Source organism: Mycolicibacterium bacteremicum (genome assembly GCF_002086115.1).
Classification (GTDB): domain Bacteria; phylum Actinomycetota; class Actinomycetes; order Mycobacteriales; family Mycobacteriaceae; genus Mycobacterium; species Mycobacterium bacteremicum.
On the sequence record NZ_MVHJ01000001.1, the window covers coordinates 255,154 to 272,911 of the forward strand.

At 67.7% G+C, this 17,758-nt stretch carries 16 protein-coding genes; 12 read left to right on the top strand and 4 right to left on the bottom strand.

Features of this window, described 5'->3' with window-relative positions:
- Window positions 1-113 precede the first annotated feature (113 nt).
- On the bottom strand, window positions 114-377 hold the full coding sequence (locus BST17_RS28960; protein ID WP_133053492.1) for a hypothetical protein: 264 nt from the start codon (window positions 375-377) through the stop codon (window positions 114-116).
- Between BST17_RS28960 and metH the strand changes: the two genes are divergently transcribed.
- From metH to BST17_RS01210, 12 genes are all read left to right on the top strand, one after another.
- The gene (metH, locus tag BST17_RS01155; RefSeq protein ID WP_109749943.1) at window positions 376-4,203 is read left to right on the top strand and encodes a methionine synthase; all 3,828 of its coding nucleotides are present in this window, start codon (window positions 376-378) and stop codon (window positions 4,201-4,203) included. The genes BST17_RS28960 and metH overlap by 2 nt on opposite strands.
- 174 nt (window positions 4,204-4,377) lie before the next feature.
- Window positions 4,378-5,061, top strand: a complete 684-nt coding sequence (locus BST17_RS01160) for an HAD family hydrolase (protein WP_083055251.1) — start codon at window positions 4,378-4,380, stop codon at window positions 5,059-5,061.
- Window positions 5,062-5,146: 85 nt separating this feature from the next.
- Window positions 5,147-6,499, top strand: coding sequence for an ABC transporter substrate-binding protein (locus BST17_RS01165; RefSeq protein ID WP_083054734.1), 1,353 nt, complete (start codon window positions 5,147-5,149; stop codon window positions 6,497-6,499).
- Window positions 6,496-7,368, top strand: a complete 873-nt coding sequence (locus tag BST17_RS01170; protein WP_083054737.1) for a carbohydrate ABC transporter permease — start codon at window positions 6,496-6,498, stop codon at window positions 7,366-7,368. The genes BST17_RS01165 and BST17_RS01170 overlap by 4 nt, the downstream gene beginning before the upstream one ends.
- Window positions 7,365-8,168 carry a carbohydrate ABC transporter permease gene (locus BST17_RS01175; protein ID WP_083054739.1) on the top strand — a complete coding sequence of 268 codons (804 nt, stop codon included), beginning with the start codon at window positions 7,365-7,367 and terminating at the stop codon, window positions 8,166-8,168. The genes BST17_RS01170 and BST17_RS01175 overlap by 4 nt, the downstream gene beginning before the upstream one ends.
- Window positions 8,165-9,247, top strand: coding sequence for an ABC transporter ATP-binding protein (locus BST17_RS01180; protein WP_083054741.1), 1,083 nt, complete (start codon window positions 8,165-8,167; stop codon window positions 9,245-9,247). The genes BST17_RS01175 and BST17_RS01180 overlap by 4 nt, the downstream gene beginning before the upstream one ends.
- A gap of 114 nt (window positions 9,248-9,361) precedes the next feature.
- A complete protein-coding gene (locus BST17_RS01185) occupies window positions 9,362-10,831 on the top strand; it encodes a sugar porter family MFS transporter (protein WP_083054743.1) in 1,470 nt (489 codons plus the stop codon).
- A 92-nt stretch (window positions 10,832-10,923) separates the two neighbouring features.
- Window positions 10,924-13,233 carry a putative bifunctional diguanylate cyclase/phosphodiesterase gene (locus tag BST17_RS01190; protein ID WP_234807488.1) on the top strand — a complete coding sequence of 770 codons (2,310 nt, stop codon included), beginning with the start codon at window positions 10,924-10,926 and terminating at the stop codon, window positions 13,231-13,233.
- A gap of 39 nt (window positions 13,234-13,272) precedes the next feature.
- On the top strand, window positions 13,273-13,554 hold the full coding sequence (locus BST17_RS01195; protein ID WP_083054745.1) for a phosphoribosyl-ATP diphosphatase: 282 nt from the start codon (window positions 13,273-13,275) through the stop codon (window positions 13,552-13,554).
- Window positions 13,555-13,556: 2 nt separating this feature from the next.
- Window positions 13,557-14,402, top strand: a complete 846-nt coding sequence (gene hisG / locus BST17_RS01200; protein ID WP_083054747.1) for an ATP phosphoribosyltransferase — start codon at window positions 13,557-13,559, stop codon at window positions 14,400-14,402.
- A 79-nt stretch (window positions 14,403-14,481) separates the two neighbouring features.
- Window positions 14,482-14,982, top strand: a complete 501-nt coding sequence (locus tag BST17_RS01205) for a DUF4126 family protein (protein WP_083054749.1) — start codon at window positions 14,482-14,484, stop codon at window positions 14,980-14,982.
- Window positions 14,982-16,358, top strand: coding sequence for an FAD-containing oxidoreductase (locus BST17_RS01210; protein ID WP_083054752.1), 1,377 nt, complete (start codon window positions 14,982-14,984; stop codon window positions 16,356-16,358). Before BST17_RS01205 ends, BST17_RS01210 begins: the two co-directional genes overlap by 1 nt.
- Here the strand turns inward: BST17_RS01210 and BST17_RS01215 are convergent.
- From BST17_RS01215 to BST17_RS01225, 3 genes are read right to left on the bottom strand one after another with little or no spacing between them, the layout of a single operon-like run.
- Complete coding sequence (locus BST17_RS01215) at window positions 16,342-16,941, bottom strand: flavodoxin family protein (protein ID WP_083054754.1); 600 nt, start codon at window positions 16,939-16,941, stop codon at window positions 16,342-16,344. The two genes, BST17_RS01210 and BST17_RS01215, sit on opposite strands and share 17 nt — an antisense overlap.
- Window positions 16,934-17,449, bottom strand: coding sequence for an SRPBCC family protein (locus BST17_RS01220; RefSeq protein ID WP_083054756.1), 516 nt, complete (start codon window positions 17,447-17,449; stop codon window positions 16,934-16,936). Before BST17_RS01220 ends, BST17_RS01215 begins: the two co-directional genes overlap by 8 nt.
- A complete protein-coding gene (locus BST17_RS01225) occupies window positions 17,446-17,757 on the bottom strand; it encodes an ArsR/SmtB family transcription factor (protein WP_083054758.1) in 312 nt (103 codons plus the stop codon). The genes BST17_RS01220 and BST17_RS01225 overlap by 4 nt, the downstream gene beginning before the upstream one ends.
- Window position 17,758 lies beyond the last annotated feature (1 nt).

The following is a 17,758-nucleotide window of genomic DNA, read 5'->3' on the forward strand; positions in this document are numbered from 1 at the left end:
TAAGCCCTGCGCGGCGGTCATGAGCCCCGGCAGGCCGCGTGGCGAACGGACGTCGGATCCGCGGTTCGGCCCCGGCGCGTCGCAAATCGATTTGGTCGCGCCGATTATCCTGTTCACATGGCCGTCGACGATGCCGGCCGACCGGCCGCATGCCCCGAAATACGTTCGGCGGCAATCTGGTTAACCACGATGGCGGCGGTATTGCCCGGTGGGCCCCGGTACGGGTCGATCGCGGCGACGAGATGGGCGTCGGAGACGTCGTCAGCGTGACGACGTAGACTTTTGATCGTCGAGAGGCGTTGCAACGGTTGCTCGGGGGAGATCGGTTCCCCTCGGCATCCGCCACGCTCGGCAGAGTCAAGGACGCCTTCCGCCATGGAAGGAGTGCACGTGACCGCTGTTGAATCCGGCGCAGTCGAGACGAGCACCGCTGCGTCGAGCGGCTTCACGCCGAACATCCGCCCGGACTGCACCGCCGACCTCACGGCCGCCCTCAAACAGCGGATCATGGTCATCGACGGCGCGATGGGCACGGCGATCCAGCGCGACCGGCCCGACGAGGCCGGCTACCGCGGCGACCGGTTCACCGAGTGGCCCACCGCGCTGCAGGGCAACAACGACCTGCTCAACCTGACCCAGCCGCGGATCATCGAGGCGATCCACCACGAGTATCTCGAGGCGGGTGCCGACATCCTGGAGACCAACACGTTCAACGCGAACGCGGTCTCGCTCGCCGACTACGACATGGTCGACCTGGCCTACGAGCTCAACTACGCCGGTGCCGCGCTGGCGCGCAAGGCCGCCGATGAGTTCAGCACCCCGGACAAGCCCCGCTACGTCGCCGGCGCCATCGGACCCACCACGCGTACCGCGTCCATCTCACCCGACGTCAACGACCCGGGCGCCCGCAACGTCTCCTACGACCAGCTGGTCGCCGCGTACCTGGAGGCCGCCAACGGCCTGGTCGACGGTGGTTCCGACCTGATCATCGTCGAGACGATCTTCGACTCGCTGAACGCCAAGGCCGCGGTCTTCGCCGTCGAGACGCTGTTCGAGCAGCGCGGACGGCGCTGGCCGGTGATCATCTCCGGAACCATCACCGATGCGTCCGGCCGCACCCTGTCCGGCCAGGTCACTGAGGCCTTCTGGAACGCGATCCGGCACGCCAAACCGCTGGCGGTCGGTCTCAACTGCGCCCTGGGTGCCCCGGAGATGCGGCCCTACATCGCCGAGATGGCGCGTATCGCGGACACCTACGTCTCCTGCTATCCCAACGCCGGGCTGCCCAACGCCTTCGGTGAGTACGACGAGTCCCCGGAGCGTCAGGCCTCTTATATCGCCGAGTTCGCCGACGCCGGGCTGGTCAACCTCGTCGGCGGCTGCTGCGGCACCGCGCCGCCGCACATCGCCGAGATCGCCAAGACCGTCGAGGGAAAGCCGCCGCGCGAGGTGCCGGAGATCGAGGTGGCAACCCGGCTGTCGGGCCTGGAACCGCTCAACATCACCGACGGTTCGCTGTTCGTCAACATCGGTGAGCGCACCAATATCACCGGCTCGGCGCGGTTCCGCAACCTGATCAAGGCCGAGGACTACGACACCGCGCTGTCGGTCGCCCTGCAGCAGGTCGAGGTCGGTGCGCAGGTCATCGACATCAACATGGACGAGGGCATGATCGACGGCGTCGCCGCGATGGACCGGTTCACCAAGTTGATCGCCGCCGAGCCGGATATCAGCCGCGTCCCGGTGATGATCGACTCCTCGAAGTGGGAGGTCATCGAGGCGGGCCTGAAGAACGTGCAGGGCAAGCCGATCGTCAACTCGATCTCCATGAAGGAGGGCGAGGAGAAGTTCATCCGGGAGGCCCGGCTGTGCCGCAAATACGGCGCCGCCGTCGTCGTGATGGCCTTCGACGAGCAGGGCCAGGCCGACAACCTGGAGCGCCGCAAGGAAATCTGCGGGCGCGCCTACCGGATCCTGACCGAGCAGGTCGGGTTCCCGCCCGAGGACATCATCTTCGACCCGAACTGCTTCGCGCTGGCCACCGGTATCGAGGAGCACGCCACCTACGGCATCGACTTCATCGAGGCCTGCGCCTGGATCAAGGAGAACCTGCCCGGGGTGCACATCTCCGGCGGTATCTCCAACGTCTCGTTCTCGTTCCGCGGTAACAACCCGGTCCGCGAGGCCATCCACGCGGTGTTCCTGTTCCATGCCATCAAGGCCGGCCTGGACATGGGCATCGTCAACGCCGGCGCGCTGGTGCCGTACGACTCGATCGACCCCGAACTGCGGGACCGCATCGAGGACGTCGTGCTCAACCGTCGCGAGGACGCCGCCGAACGGCTGTTGGAGATCGCCGAGCGGTTCAACAAGACCGAGAAGTCCGAAGACCCCGCGGCGGCGGAGTGGCGCTCGCTGCCGGTGCGGGAACGGATCACGCACGCGCTGGTCAAGGGCATCGACGCGCATGTCGACGACGACACCGAAGAACTGCGCGCCGAGATCGCCGCGGCCGGTGGCCGACCGATCGAGGTGATCGAGGGTCCGCTGATGGACGGCATGAATGTCGTCGGCGACCTGTTCGGCTCGGGAAAGATGTTCCTGCCGCAGGTGGTGAAGTCGGCCCGCGTGATGAAGAAGGCGGTCGCCTACCTGCTGCCGTTCATCGAGGCGGAGAAGGAAGAGATCGCGGCCGCCGCCGGGGCGAGCGAAGCGACGGGGGATGGTAGGGCCTCGAAGGACACCAACGGCACCATCGTGATGGCCACGGTGAAGGGCGATGTCCACGACATCGGCAAGAACATCGTCGGTGTCGTGTTGCAGTGCAACAACTACGAGGTGATCGACCTCGGCGTGATGGTGCCTGCCGAGAAGATCCTGGCCGCGGCCAAGGAGCACAACGCCGACATCATCGGGCTCTCCGGTCTGATCACGCCGTCCCTGGACGAAATGGTCAACTTTGCCGTCGAGATGGAACGCGAGGGATTGGAGATCCCGCTGCTGATCGGCGGCGCCACCACCTCGCGCGCCCACACCGCGGTCAAGGTGTCACCGCGGCGCAGCGGTCCGGTCGTGTGGGTCAAGGACGCCTCGCGTTCGGTCCCGGTCGCCGCCGCACTTCTCGACGACAAGCAGCGGCCGGCACTGCTGGAGGCCACCGAGAAGGACTACGCGTCCCTGCGCGAGCGGCACGCCCAGAAGAACGAGCGGCCGATGGTGACCCTGGAGAAGGCGCGCGCCAACCGCACGCCGATCGAGTGGGACGGCTACACCCCGCCGGTGCCTGCCCAGGGCCTCGGGGTGCGTGAGTTTCTCGACTACGACCTGGCCGAGCTGCGGGAGTACATCGACTGGCAGCCGTTCTTCAACGCCTGGGAGATGAAGGGCCGCTTCCCGGACATCCTGAACAATCCGGCGTCGGGCGAGGCCGCCCGCAAGCTCTACGACGACGCCCAGCAGATGCTGGACACCGCGATCAAGGAGAAGTGGCTGACCGCCAACGGGGTCATCGGCTTCTTCCCGGCGAACGCGGTCGGAGACGATATCGCGGTCTACACCGACGAGACCCGCACCGAGGTGCTGACCACGCTGCGCAACCTGCGCCAGCAGGGTGAGCACCGCGACGGCATCCCCAACCGCAGCCTCGGCGACTTCGTCGCGCCGAAGGACACCGGGTCGGCCGACCATATCGGTGCCTTCGCCGTCACCGCGGGCCTGGGCAGCGCGGACAAGATCGCCGAGTTCAAGGCCGACCACGACGACTACAGCGCGATCCTGCTGGAGTCGCTGGCCGACCGGCTCGCCGAGGCGTTCGCCGAGCGGATGCACGAGCGGGTGCGCAAGGAGTTCTGGGGCTACCAGCCCGACGAGCACCTCGACAACGAGGAGCTGATCGGCGAGAAGTACGTCGGGATCCGGCCGGCGCCGGGCTACCCGGCCTGCCCGGAGCACACCGAGAAGGAGACCCTGTTCGAGCTGCTGGACGTGACGAAGCGGACCGGCATCGAGCTGACCGAGTCGATGGCGATGTGGCCGGGTGCCGCGGTCAGCGGCTGGTACTTCTCGCATCCGCAGTCGCAGTACTTCGTCGTCGGCAGGCTGGCCCAGGACCAGGTCGCCGACTACGCCAAGCGCAAGGGGTGGACCCTGCAGGAGGCCGAACGCTGGCTGGCGCCCAACCTGGGCTACAACCCCGAGGACTGAGCCGACACGGACAACCGTTGCCCCCCAGCGTGATCGGACGGTGCATCCGAATCGGTCGGCGGGCCGGGTGTGCCCGGTCACAGAATCGTCTTGTCGGGCAGCCGGTCACGCTGGGCGCGGTTGAATTTCGCCCGGCACCAGCGGCGATGAGACAATGGGTGCATGCCTGCAGAGTTGAGGGCCGTTTTGTTCGATATGGACGGTACGCTCGTCGACTCCGAAAAGCTGTGGGACATCGCGATCCAGGAGTTGTACCGCCGCCACGGCCGGGTGTTGTCGCCGCAGGTGCGCACCGCCACGATCGGCGGGTCCGCGGACTCGGTCATGAAGATCGTCTACGCCGACCTGGGTCTGCGGCCCGACCCGGCCGACATGGCCGCCACCGCGGACTGGATGCACGACCGTGTCGGGCAACTGTTCGCCCAGGGATTGCCGTGGTGCGCAGGGGCCCGGGAAATGCTCGAGGCGCTGTCCGGCGCCGGTGTCACCATGGCCCTGGTCACCAACACCCGGCGTGGGTTGACCGAGAAGGCGCTCGACAGCATCGGCCGAGACCACTTCACCGTGACGGTCTGCGGGGACGAGGTGCCCACCGGCAAGCCCGCCCCGGACCCCTACCTGCGCGCAGCGGACCTGCTGGGCATGAACCCGGCGCAGTGCCTGGCCGTCGAGGACTCGGTGACCGGAACGACCGCGGCCGAGGCGGCCGGGTGCGCGGTGCTGGTCGTCCCGAACGAGATCGAGGTCCCCGGCGGGCCGCGCCGCCGGCACGTCGAAACACTGGCCGGGCTCGATGTGGGCGATCTGCGGGCCGTCTATTGCGACGTGGCCGGCACCTGGGACGAACGCAGCGCCTGAATTTGCGTTCTGCCCGGCAATGCTCATGATCGTGCTGAGTTTTTACCTCGCCGGGACCGGGTGCTGATTCGTACCTTCGAACGCTGTGATCAACCACCCCCTCACGCGTCGACGCGCACTGCAACTACTCGGTCTCGCCGGTGGCGCCGCCGTCTTCGGCCCGACGCTTGCTGCCTGCGGCTCATCGGGCAGCACCACCGCTCTGCCGAAGACCGCACCGGTCTCGGGTTCCTTCGCCGGCGTGACGCTGAAGCTGCTGGTGAACCAGCCGCACGTCACTTCGTTCCGCGACATCCTGGCGCCCGCCTGGAACAAGGAGACCGGCGGCACGCTCGAGGTGACCGCTGCGCCCTACGATCAGCTCACCAGCAAGCAGATCCTCGATGTGCAAAGCGGCACGGGTGAATTCGATGTCTTCGACTATTTCTACTTCGGTCTCGGGGATCTGGTTGACGCCGGCGCGCTGGTCGACCTCACCGAGTGGATCGACAACAACGGCGACGCCATCGCCGTCGATGGGTACCTGCCCTCGATCTACGACCCGTACACCCTGCTCGACGACAGTCGCTACGGGTTGCCCTACGACGGAGACGTCCACATCCTGTTCTTCAATTCCGAACTGCTGGAGCGCTACCGGGTAGAGCCCCCACGCACCTGGGACGAGTACGACGAGGTCGCTGCGAAGATCACCACCGACGCCCGGGGCGCGGCGTACGGGGCCATCGTGTCCGGGCAACAGGTTCCGATGATCCTGGGTTGCTCCTACATCAACCGGCTCACCGGCTACGGTGGCAACCTGCTGACCGCCGACGGCAAGCCGGATCTGACCTCCGCGGCGTCGATCGCCGCGCTGCGTCATCTGGTCGACGTGGCGCCCGCGGCGCTGCCGACTCCACTGCAGGTCGGGTTCGACCAGGCCAACCAGTCGTTCCTGAGCGGCCAGGGAGCATTGCTGGACACCTGGACCGATATGGCACTGCGTGCAGAGGATCCGGCGGCGTCCAAGATCGCCGGCCGCTGGGGCGCGGTGTCGCTGCCCGTCGGCGGATCCAATACCACGCCGCGCACCGCCTTGGATGCGGGTTTCGGGCTCGGCATCTCGACTGCGTCGAAGAACCAGGATGCCGCTGCGGCGTTCCTGAACTGGGCGACGGCCGCGCCGCAGAACCTGGCGGTGTCATCGACCGCGGGAGCAGGTATCGATCCGGTCCGCGGCGAGGTACTCGACTCCGAGGGATACGCCGAGGTCGTCACCGCGGCGGTCGGACCGATCCGGCAGGGGCTGCACGGTGATCCGCTGGTGTGGCCGAAGGGTAAGGGCGCCCCGAAGTTGTTGCAGGATCTGGTCGATCAGTTGGCGCTCGCGATCGACGGTACCCAGACCGTCGAGCAGTCCCTGGAGAACGCGCAGCGCAGTTGGGAGAGCGCCGCGACATGATCCGTCGCGTCCCGACCTGGCTGGCGTTGCCTGCCGTCGCCGGACTGGTGCTGTTCCTGGTCTATCCGACCGGGTACCTGATCGCCCTGGCGGTGACCGACTCGTCGTTGGGGAATCCGCTGCGCGCCTTCACCGGGTCGGCCAACTTCGGTACCGCCTTCTCATCGCCGGCGTTCGTTCCCTCGCTGTGGCGCTCGACGGTGTTCGCCGTCCTGGCCACGGTGGTGACCACCGGCCTCGGAATGGTGCTGGCCGTGTTGCTGCGTGCGCGCGGTACCCGGTTCGGTGCCGTCGGGGCATTGCTGTTGCTGCCGTTGGTCACCGCCCCGGTGCTGATCGGAGTGGCCTGGAAACTACTGCTGGCACCGGCCGGCGGGGGACTGGCCGAGGTGTTCGCCGCGGCCGGATTCGCCGGGGCGAACCCGCTGGGTTCCGGGCTGGGTGCGTATCTGGTGCTGCTGGGAATCCACATCTGGCAGTGGACGCCGTTCGCGGTGCTGGTGCTGTTCGCCGCGCTGGGGGTGGTGCGGCCCGAGCTGCAGGAGTCGGCCCGCATCGACGGGGCCGGACCGTGGCGAACCTTCGTGACCGTGACCTGGCCAGCGGTCGCGCCGACCGCGTGGGCGGTGCTGGTTCTCGAGCTGGTGATCGGATACCGGGTGTTCGACCTGATCGTCGTCATCACCTCGGGCGGGCCCGGTTTCGCGACCACACTGGCGCCGTACCTGATCTACCAGACCGGGTTGCGCGGGAGCTTCGACATGGGAACGGCGGCGGCACAGACATTGGTGTTCGCCCTGGTGGTAGGCGCGGTGGCGACGGTGCTCACGGCGGCCCGGGCGCGCAGCGTGAAGGCCGAGCAGCCATGACCCGCCAGGTGCTGATCCGGTCCGCGCTGGCGTTGGTGGTGCTGGTCACCCTGGTGCCGGTCGGCTATCTGGTGTCGCTGGCGGTCCGGCCGGCCTCAGATGTGCTGAACTCCAGCCTGTTTCCCGGCGCATGGACACTGGACAACTTCACCTCGGTGTTCGACACCATCGCGTTGGGCACCATGCTGCAGAATTCGTGGGTGTCGGCGCTGGGCGCGGCGGCGCTCGCGGTCCTAATCGCCACGCCGACGGCCTATTTCACGGCGCGGCGCTTCGGCGGGGAGCGGTTGCTGACGGTGTTGTTGGCTGCCTACTGCGCCCCGCCCATCGTGGCGGTCATCCCGTTGTTCTTCCTGTTACGCAGCGTGGGCCTGACCAACAGCGTGGTGGGGTTGATCATCGTCAACGGTGTCGCCAACGTCCCGGTGGCGGCCTGGCTGCTCGACGGTTTCGTGCGGCGCATCCCGGTCGAGATCGACGAGGCCGCCGTCATCGACGGATTGTCGGTGGCCGGTGCGTTCGTCAAAGCAGTGCTGCCGTTGCTGTGGCCCGGCGTGATCGCCGCGTTCCTGGTGGTGTTCTTCCTGTCCTACAACGATTTCCTGTTCGCCGTCTATCTTGCCGTCACAAAGGAGAGTCAGACATTGACCGTCGGCCTGTCGCTGTTCCAAGGCGACCGTAACGTCCAGTTCGGGCAGCAGGCCGCCGCCGGACTACTCGGAATCCTGCCGGTGTACGTGCTCGCGCTGGCGGCGCAGCGCTTCCTGGTGGGTGGACTGGCAACGGGGGCCACCAAATGAGCGCACCGGCCACCGGCAAGTCCGTCGAGATACGGGATCTGAGCAAGAGTTTCGGCGGCGGCGCCGTCGTCGACGGATTGGATCTGGCGCTGCGTGCGGGCTCGTTGACCGTGCTGGTCGGCCCGTCTGGCTGCGGCAAGTCGACCACCCTGCGGATCGTGGCGGGGCTGGAATCGGCCGATGCCGGCACGGTGCACATCGGCGGGCGTGATGTCACTGCGGTGACGCCGAAGCAGCGCGATGTGGCGATGGTCTTCCAGAACTACGCGTTGTATCCGCAGCTCAGTGTCGCGCGCAATATCGCCTTCCCACTGCGCAATGCCGGTGTCGGCAAGGAGCAGGCGGCCGCACGGGCGCAGCAGGCGGCCGAGCGGGTCGGCATATCGGAGTTGCTGGATCGAAAGCCGCGCCAGCTCTCCGGCGGGCAGCAGCAGCGGGTCGCGATCGCCAGGGCGCTGGTGCGCACGCCGTCGGTGTTCCTGTTCGACGAACCGCTGAGCAATCTCGACGCCAAGTTGCGTGTCGAACTGCGTTCGGAGATCCGCCGGCTGCAACAGGAGTCCGGGATCACCGCGCTCTATGTGACACACGACCAGGAGGAGGCGATGACCATCGCCGATCAGTTGGTCGTGCTGAAGGCGGGCCGGATAGCCCAGCGTGGCACTCCCGAGGAGCTCTACAGCCGACCGGCCAACACCTTCGTCGCCGGATTCATCGGGTCACCGAGCATGAACCTGGTACCCGGCCGGGCACTGGCCGGGATCTTCCGGTCCGACGCCTCCTGCCCAGTCGATCCGAGCATTGCCGGTGACATCGTGTTGGGGGTCCGGCCAGAGGATCTCGTGGTCGAACCGGATGGGGCGGGCGCCGGCCGGGTGGACCTCGTGGAACTACTCGGGCCGCGTTATGTCGTCATCGTCACGATCGGCGGCCACCGGTTGACCGCCGTCGTCGAGGCGACCGTGATGGCCCGGTGGGGCGGTGCTCCGGCACCGGGCACCGCGGTCACCGTGCGGGTACGACCGGGCGGCGAGCACCTCTTCGATGCCGCGACGGGGGAGCGGCTGCTCGCGCACTGAGCGAACAATCGGCACGAACCCACCGTCAACACGGCGGTTTCGCGTCCGGCCGGGCCAGGGTATGTGCCATCGTGAAGTGTCACGCATCACTGTCTGCTGCGGAAGGACGAACCGATGACGCACGGTCCGGTCGGAGGGGACGAGGCATCGTTCCTCGATGACGATTCGAATTTCAGCTCGGGCCGCACCGCCGTGCGGATCGCAACGGTCGCCGCGCTGGGCGGCCTGCTCTTCGGCTACGACAGCGCGGTGATCAACGGTGCCGTCAGCTCCATCCAGGAGGATTTCGGTATCGGCAACGCCGAACTGGGATTCGCCGTCGCCTCCGCACTGCTGGGGGCCGCACTGGGGGCGATGACCGCGGGCCGCATCGCCGACCGGATCGGCCGCATCGCGGTCATGAAGATCGCCGCGGTGCTGTTCCTGATCAGCGCGTTCGGAACCGGCCTGGCACACGATGTGTGGACGGTGGTGCTGTTCCGCGTCGTCGGCGGTATCGGGGTCGGTGTCGCATCGGTGATCGCGCCGGCCTACATCGCCGAGACATCACCGCCGCAGATCCGCGGCCGGCTCGGATCGCTACAGCAACTGGCGATCGTGTTGGGCATCTTCGCCTCGTTCGCCGTCAATTGGCTGCTGCAGTGGGCGGCCGGCGGCCCGAACGAGGTGCTGTGGCTGGGCCTGGATGCCTGGCGCTGGATGTTCCTGGCGATGGCGGTGCCCGCGGTGCTGTATGGCGCGCTGGCCTACACCATCCCGGAATCACCCCGGTATCTGGTTGCCAGCCACAAGATTCCGGAAGCGCGCCGGGTGCTGAGCATGCTGCTGGGGCAGAAGAACCTGGAGATCACCATCACCCGCATCCAGGACACCCTGGAGCGCGAGGACAAGCCGTCCTGGCGTGACCTGCGCAAGCCGACCGGCGGCGTCTACGGCATCGTCTGGGTCGGTCTGGGCCTGTCGATCTTCCAGCAGTTCGTGGGCATCAACGTCATCTTCTACTACTCGAATGTGCTCTGGCAGGCGGTCGGTTTCAGCGCCGACGAGTCGGCGGTCTACACCGTGATCACCTCGGTGATCAACGTGCTGACAACCCTGATCGCCATCGCCCTGATCGACAAGATCGGCCGCAAACCGCTGCTGCTCATCGGATCGGCCGGCATGGCGGTCACGCTGGCCACCATGGCGGTGATCTTCGCCAACGCCACCGTCAACCCCGACGGCACCCCCAGCCTGCCCGGGGCGTCCGGGGTGATCGCACTGATCGCCGCCAACCTTTTCGTGGTCGCCTTCGGCATGTCGTGGGGACCGGTCGTCTGGGTGCTGCTCGGCGAGATGTTCCCGAACCGGATCCGCGCCGCGGCGCTCGGTCTGGCCGCCGCCGGCCAGTGGGCAGCCAACTGGGCCATCACCGTGACGTTCCCAGAGTTGCGCGACCACCTCGGCCTGGCCTACGGCTTCTACGCGCTGTGTGCGGTGCTGTCGTTCGTGTTCGTGACCAGGTGGGTGCGCGAGACCAAGGGCGTCTCGCTGGAGGACATGCACGCGGAGTTGCTGAGCGAGGACAAACCGGCCACGACGTGACCGCTGCGCCAAGCCTCACGGGGTGATCTGCGACACGTCGGACGCACCATTACCTTGTGTGCGGATCATGACCGAGCAGTGGAGGTGAGCGGGTGAACCGGTTGCCGGGGCGCGACACCGCCGCGCTCACCGTGCCCGCCGTGCTGGTGGTGGCCCTGGCGCTGACGATGGTGCTCGGCCGCGACGCGGCGTTCATGCCCACCCTCAACGATGCGTTGTCGCTGGCCCTGTCGGCCTACGCCGCCGGCTGTGCCATCGTCGCCGCCCGCACCGAGGACGGACCGTCGCGGCGGGCGTGGCTGATCCTCGCCATCGCGCTGGTCGCGTGGGCGACCGGTGACGCGGTCTGGCTGGTATACGACGTGTTGCTGCGCCAGCCACCGTCACCGTCCCCGGCCGACCTGTTCTACCTGGCATTCAGCGTGCTCGTGGCGGCCGGACTGGCTCAGTTGCTCGCCTCGGGAACGCTGGTGTCGCGACTCCATTTGGCACTCGACGCGCTGACCGTATCGCTGTGCATCTTCCTGCTGGCCTGGATCTTCAGTCTCAATCGCGTGGTCGACATGCTGCGCGATGACGGCGTCGATCTGACGCTGGCGTTGGTCACCCCGGTGGTGGACATGGTGGTGCTGTCCATCGCCGTGCTGGCCCTGGCCCGGTCCCGGCGGCGCCGTCCGGTGGCGCTGGCGATCGTCACCGGCGCCATCGCCCTGATCACCATCGCCGATGTCGCCCTGGCGTTCCTGCTGATCGAGGGCCGCTACGAAACCGGTAACCCGATCGACCTGTTGTGGGCCGCCGCGATGGCCCTGTTCGCCGTCGCAGCGGTGGTGAGCCGACGGCCCGCACCGGCACCGAACCGCCCTGCGCCGGTGCCGTCGCACTCCTCGCTGTGGTTGCCCTACGTCCCGTTACTGCTCGTCGGGGTGATCGGCCCGGCCATCGTGATGCGCGGGTTCGAGAGCGTGCTGGTGCAGATGTTGATGGTCGTCGTCTGCGGTCGGCAGATCCTGTCGGCGTGGGACAACCGCAGGTTGCTCGCGGATGCGGCCGATCAGGCGCTCCGCGATCCGCTGACGGGCCTGGCCAATCAGACGTTGTTCGACGAGCAGCTGGATCATGCGATGTTGCTGCGCACCCGCGATGACCGGCCCATCACCGTCATCGTGCTGAACCTCGACGACTTCTCCCTGGTCAACGACAGCCTCGGGCACTCGATGGCTGACCGGCTGCTGGCCGAGGCGGGACAACGCTGCATCGAGTCGGTGCGCACCGGCGACACCGTCGCCCGGCTGGGCGGGGACGAATTCGCCGTGCTGCTGGAGGGCGGCGCCGATGACCACCAGTTGGTGTCGCGCCGGCTTTCCGACGCGTTCGGCCTGCCGTTCGTCGTCGACGGCCAGGAGGTGTTCCTACGGCCCAGTATCGGGATGGCCACCGCGACCGATGCCGAGCCCACGCTGACCGCGCAGGCGCTGCTGACGCGTGCCGATATCGCGATGTCCGCGGCGAAACGCTCCAAGACCGCCGAGATGAGAATCTTCGACGACGAGCTCGCCTCCACCCACGCCGATCTGACCGACCGTCGCGACAACGGCGCCGCGGGCGGCGGTGCCGAACAGATCCGGTTGCTCGGCGAGTTGCGCGATGCGATCGACCACGGCCGCATCGAGGTCGCCTATCAGCCGAAGGTGAACCTGGTCAGCCGCAAGGCCAGCGGTGTGGAAGCACTGCTGCGGTGGCCACACCCGCGCCTGGGCACGCTACGACCCGACACCTTCCTGTCGTTGGTGCGCAGGCATGGCCTGATGCGCCCGGTGTCCGATCTGGTGGTGAACAAGGTGCTCGACGACGCCGCCGGGTGGCGATCACGGGGGTGGGACATCCCGGTCGCGATCAACCTGTTCGCCCCGATGTTGCGCGATACCGACCTGCCCGCGGAGCTGTGCCGGCGCCTCGACGACCGCCGGTTGCCGCACGGTCTGCTCACCGTGGAGATCACCGAGGACCTCGTGCTCACCGAGCTGGACACGGTCACCACGGTGCTGCAGGAGTTGCGCGGACGGGGAATCCAGGTGGCCATCGACGATTTCGGGAGCGGATATTCGGCGCTGTCCTACCTGCGCGACCTCGTCGTCGACGAGGTCAAACTCGACCAGCACTTCATCGCCGGGGTCACCACCGATCGGCGGGCCGCCGCCATCGTCGGCGCCGTGATCGAGCTGACCCGCACCCTCGGGATCGCGGTGGTCGCCGAGGGCGTCGAGGACGCCGACACCGCGGACTGGCTGACCCGGCACGGCTGCGATACCGCGCAGGGCTTCTACTTCAGCACGCCGCTGGAGCCGGCCCGGGTACTCGACGCCGTCAACCGACTCGGGTCGGCGACGCAGCCGCATTGACCGCCGTGGCGCAATCCCGTTGGGCGTTCCGTCGCGCCCGTGAAACAATCGTCGTCCGTGAAGACCTTCGACGCCCTGTTCGCCGAACTCAGTGAGAAAGCGCAGACCCGCCCGGCGGGCAGCGGTACCGTTGCCGCGCTGGACGCCGGGGTTCACGGTCTCGGCAAGAAGATCATCGAGGAGGCGGGCGAGGTCTGGCTGGCCGCCGAGCACGAGAGCAACGAGGCGCTGGCCGAGGAGATCAGCCAATTGCTCTACTGGACCCAGGTGCTGATGCTGTCCCGGGGGCTCGGCCTCGACGACGTCTACCGGAACCTGTAACCGTGTTGCGCGTCGCCGTGCCCAACAAGGGCGCACTCAGCGAATCGGCATCAGAGATCCTGTCGGAGGCCGGCTACCGCCGGCGTACCGATCCCAAGGACCTGACCGTGATCGACCCGGCCAACAACGTCGAGTTCTTCTTCCTGCGGCCCAAGGACATCGCGATCTACGTCGGTTCGGGTGAACTGGACCTCGGCATCACCGGGCGCGACCTGGCCGCCGACGCCGACGCGCCGGTCAAGGAGCGGTTGGCGCTCGGCTTCGGGTCTTCGACGTTCCGCTACGCCGCGCCGGCCGGCCGGGACTGGCAGGTGGCCGAACTGGCGGGCAGGCGGATCGCCACCGCGTACCCGAATCTGGTCCGAAACGACCTCGCGGCCAAGGGAATCGACGCCACCGTCATCCGGCTCGACGGCGCGGTGGAGATCTCGATCCAGCTGGGCGTGGCCGATGTGATCGCCGACATCGTTGGTTCGGGACGGACCCTGCGACTGCACAACCTGGTGGCCTTCGGGGACTCTCTGTGCGATTCGGAGGCCATCCTGATCGAACGGGCCGATTCCGAACCCGACCCGGCGCGCGACCAGTTGGCCGCCCGGGTTCAGGGTGTGGTGTTCGGCCAGCAGTACCTGATGCTCGACTACGACTGCCCCCGCACGGTTCTGGAGCAGGCCACCGCCGTCACACCGGGCCTGGAATCGCCGACGATCGCGCCGCTGGCCGATCCGGAGTGGGTGGCGGTGCGGGCACTGGTGCCGCGCCGGACCGTCAACACCATCATGGACGAGCTCGCCGCGATCGGGGCCAAGGCCATCCTGGCGTCGGATATCCGGTTCTGCCGGTTCTGATCCGGCGGTGGATCACCCGGCCCACCGCCGCCCTGCGTGTTAGCGTCGCGAGGTCAGCTGGTCCGGCGCGGAGGTGGTCATGACGGTGGTCCTGGTTCTGTTGTTGGCGTTGCTCATCGGCGTGGTTGCCGGTCTGCGCGCGCTCACCCCGCCGGCCGTGGTGGCCTGGGGTGGTCTGCTCGGGTGGATCGACCTGGACGGCACCTGGGCCGACTGGTTGACCCACCCGATCACCGTCACGGTGCTGACGATCCTGCTGGTGGTCGAACTGGTCACGGATCAGTTGCCCAGCACACCGCCGCGCACGGTGACCATGCAGTTCGCCGCGCGACTGTTCACCGGTGCCTTCGCCGGTGCGGTGCTGGTCAGTGGTGTCATCGGTGACGCATCGGGCGGCAACGTGGTCTCCGGTATCGGCGCCGGCGTGGTCGGCGCGGTAGTGGGCACCATGGGCGGATACCGGGCCCGCAAGGCACTCGTCGAGCGCAACGGCGGCAAGGATCTCCCGGTGGCTCTCGTCGAGGACGTGATCGCGGTGGTGGGCGGATTCGTCGTGGTCTTCCTGGCATCGCTGATCTGATGTCGCAGACAACGCATTTCGACGCCATCATCGTGGGCGCGGGGCAGGCCGGGCCGCCGCTGGCCGGCCGGCTCACCGATGCCGGCCACCGGGTCGCGGTGATCGAGCGCAAGCTGGTCGGCGGAACCTGCGTCAACTACGGCTGCATCCCCACCAAGACGCTGGTGGCCAGCGCTCACACGGCGCACATCGCCCGCCGCGCAGCCGATTTCGGCATCGGCACCGGCACGGTGACCGTCGACATGGCCAAGGTCAAGGCCCGCAAGGACGGCATCGTCGAATCCGACCGCAGCGGGGTGGAATCCTGGATCGAGGGGATGGACGGTGCGACGTTGCTGCGCGGGCACGCCCGTTTCGTCGATCCGCACACCATGGACGTCGACGGTCGGCGCATCAGCGCCGACCGGATCTTTCTCAATGTCGGCGGCCGGGCGGTGGTGCCCAACCTGCCGGGCCTGTCCGATATCGAGTATCTGACGAATGTATCCGTGCTGGAACTCGACAGTGTCCCTGAACATCTCGTCGTCATCGGGGGCAGTTACATCGCGCTGGAATTCGCGCAGATGTACCGGCGGTTCGGGGCTGCGGTCACCGTGATCGAGCGCGGAGCGCGACTGACCTCCCGCGAGGACGAGGACGTGTCCGCGGCGATCCGCGAAATTCTGGAGGCCGAGGGCATCATCGTGCACACCGGCGCTGACGACATCCGATTCTTGAAGCGGGACAACGGTTTCGAAGTGACACCGCGGGCCGGCGCCGAGGCGATCACGGGCAGTCACGCGTTGATCGCCGTGGGGCGCGCACCCAATACCGACGATCTGGGCCTGGACAAGGCCGGCGTACGTACCGATGCCCGCGGCTATATCGAGGTCGACGACCAGTTGCGCACCTCCGTCGAACACATCTGGGCGATGGGCGACTGCAACGGCAAGGGCGCGTTCACCCACACCTCGTACAACGATTTCGAGATCGTCGCGGCGAACCTGCTCGACGACGACCCCCGCCGGGTCAGCGACCGGGTACCGACCTACGCGCTCTACATCGACCCGCCACTCGGCCGCGCCGGACTGACCGCCGCCGAGGTGCTGCGCTCGGGCCGAAAGGCGCTGGTGGGCAAGCGTCCGATGACCAGGGTCGGCCGCGCGGTGGAAAAGGGGGAGACCCAGGGCTTCATGAAGGTGGTGGTGGACGCCGAGACCGGCGAGATCCTCGGGGCGTCGATCCTCGGTGTCGGCGGCGACGAGGTGGTGCACTCGATCCTGGACATCATGACCGCGAAACTGCCCTACACCGCGATATCGCGCACCATGCACATCCATCCGACCGTCAGCGAACTGGTACCCACGCTGCTTCAGGACCTCAAACCGCTGACGTAGCCGCCCGTCCGGCGGTGAGTTGGGCGGTCACCAGCGCCACGCGCCGGCCCAGATGCCTGAAGGTGGCCAGGTCTGCGGGATGGACGCCTTGCGGGTCGGCGTCGACATCGGTCTGCGCCCCGGCGCCCAACCAGAACCCCAGCCTGTTCAGGTCGTGCTCGCTGCCTGTGCCGCTGTTCCAGCCGGGCCCCAGGCCCAGGTTGACCCAGTGCATGTGGTGCTGGGCGGCGAAGACCGACAGCGAGGTCAGCGCGTTGAGCTTGTCTCCGCTCTTGGCGCCCGAGTTGGTGAACCCGGCGGCGACCTTGTCCCGCCAGGCACCGGTCATGCAGCGTCGCCCGGTCTGTTCGGCGAAAGTCTGGAAGCCGGCCGAGATGTTGCCCATGTACGTCGGCGCACCGAAGATGATGGCATCCGACCCGTCCAGGGTGGTCCAGTCCGCGTCGGTCAGGGTGTCCAGCGTCAGCGTGCTGACGCGGGCGCCACCGGTGCGGGCGCCGTCGGCAACTGCGGCGGCCAGCGTGGCGGTGTGCCCGAAACCGGAGTGGTGGGCGACCGTGACGGTGGGTGGGGTATCAGACATGGTGAACCTCTGTTCCGGTGTAGATCGTCTGCGCCAGTTGGCGATACCGCTCGTTCCACGGCGGCAGTGGTGTGTTGTCGAACAGCGCGCGCAGCCGATCGAGAAACGCGTGGGTCCCCGGGCGGAAGCCGCTCGCGTTGCGGACGCCGAGACCGCGGTGGGTCAACAGCAACCGGGTTCCACCGTTCTCGGCGTGCAGTTCGTAACGCACCACCCCGGGTTCCACGATGCGCTGCTGCCATTCGTGTTCCAAGACCCGCGGCGGGTCCCATACGGTGATTCGCCCGGTCATCCGCTTGGCCTCGTCGGGACCCGGCGGGTCGGCGGGAATCATGACGATTCGTCCGTCGAGGCGGGGCTCGATCTCGGTGTGGCCCATCCACCGGGCGCGCTGGGCCGGCTCGGTGATCGCCGCCCATACCGTGGCGGGCGGCTGTGGGAACCAGCGTTCGAAGCGCAAGGTGGCACGGTCTCCGTCGACGACGAGTTCGCCGGGCGTATCGGTCATGTCGGCTCCGTGTCGTCGAGGTGACGCGCCAGCGCGTCCAGATGTGCCGACCAGAAGTGCCGGTAGCGGTTGAGCCAGTCGTCCATCTCGACCAGACCGTCTGCGCGCAGCGCATAGATGCGGCGCTGGGCGTCCGAGCGCACTTCCACGAGACCGACCTCCCGCAGCACCCGCAGGTGCCGCGACACCGTTGGTTGGGTCAGCCCGGGCAGGCTCGCGACGAGCTCGCCGGCCGAGCGCTCCCCGTCACGCAGCGCGTCCAGCAGTACGCGTCGACTGGGCTCGGCAACCGCCTCGAAGACATCCACA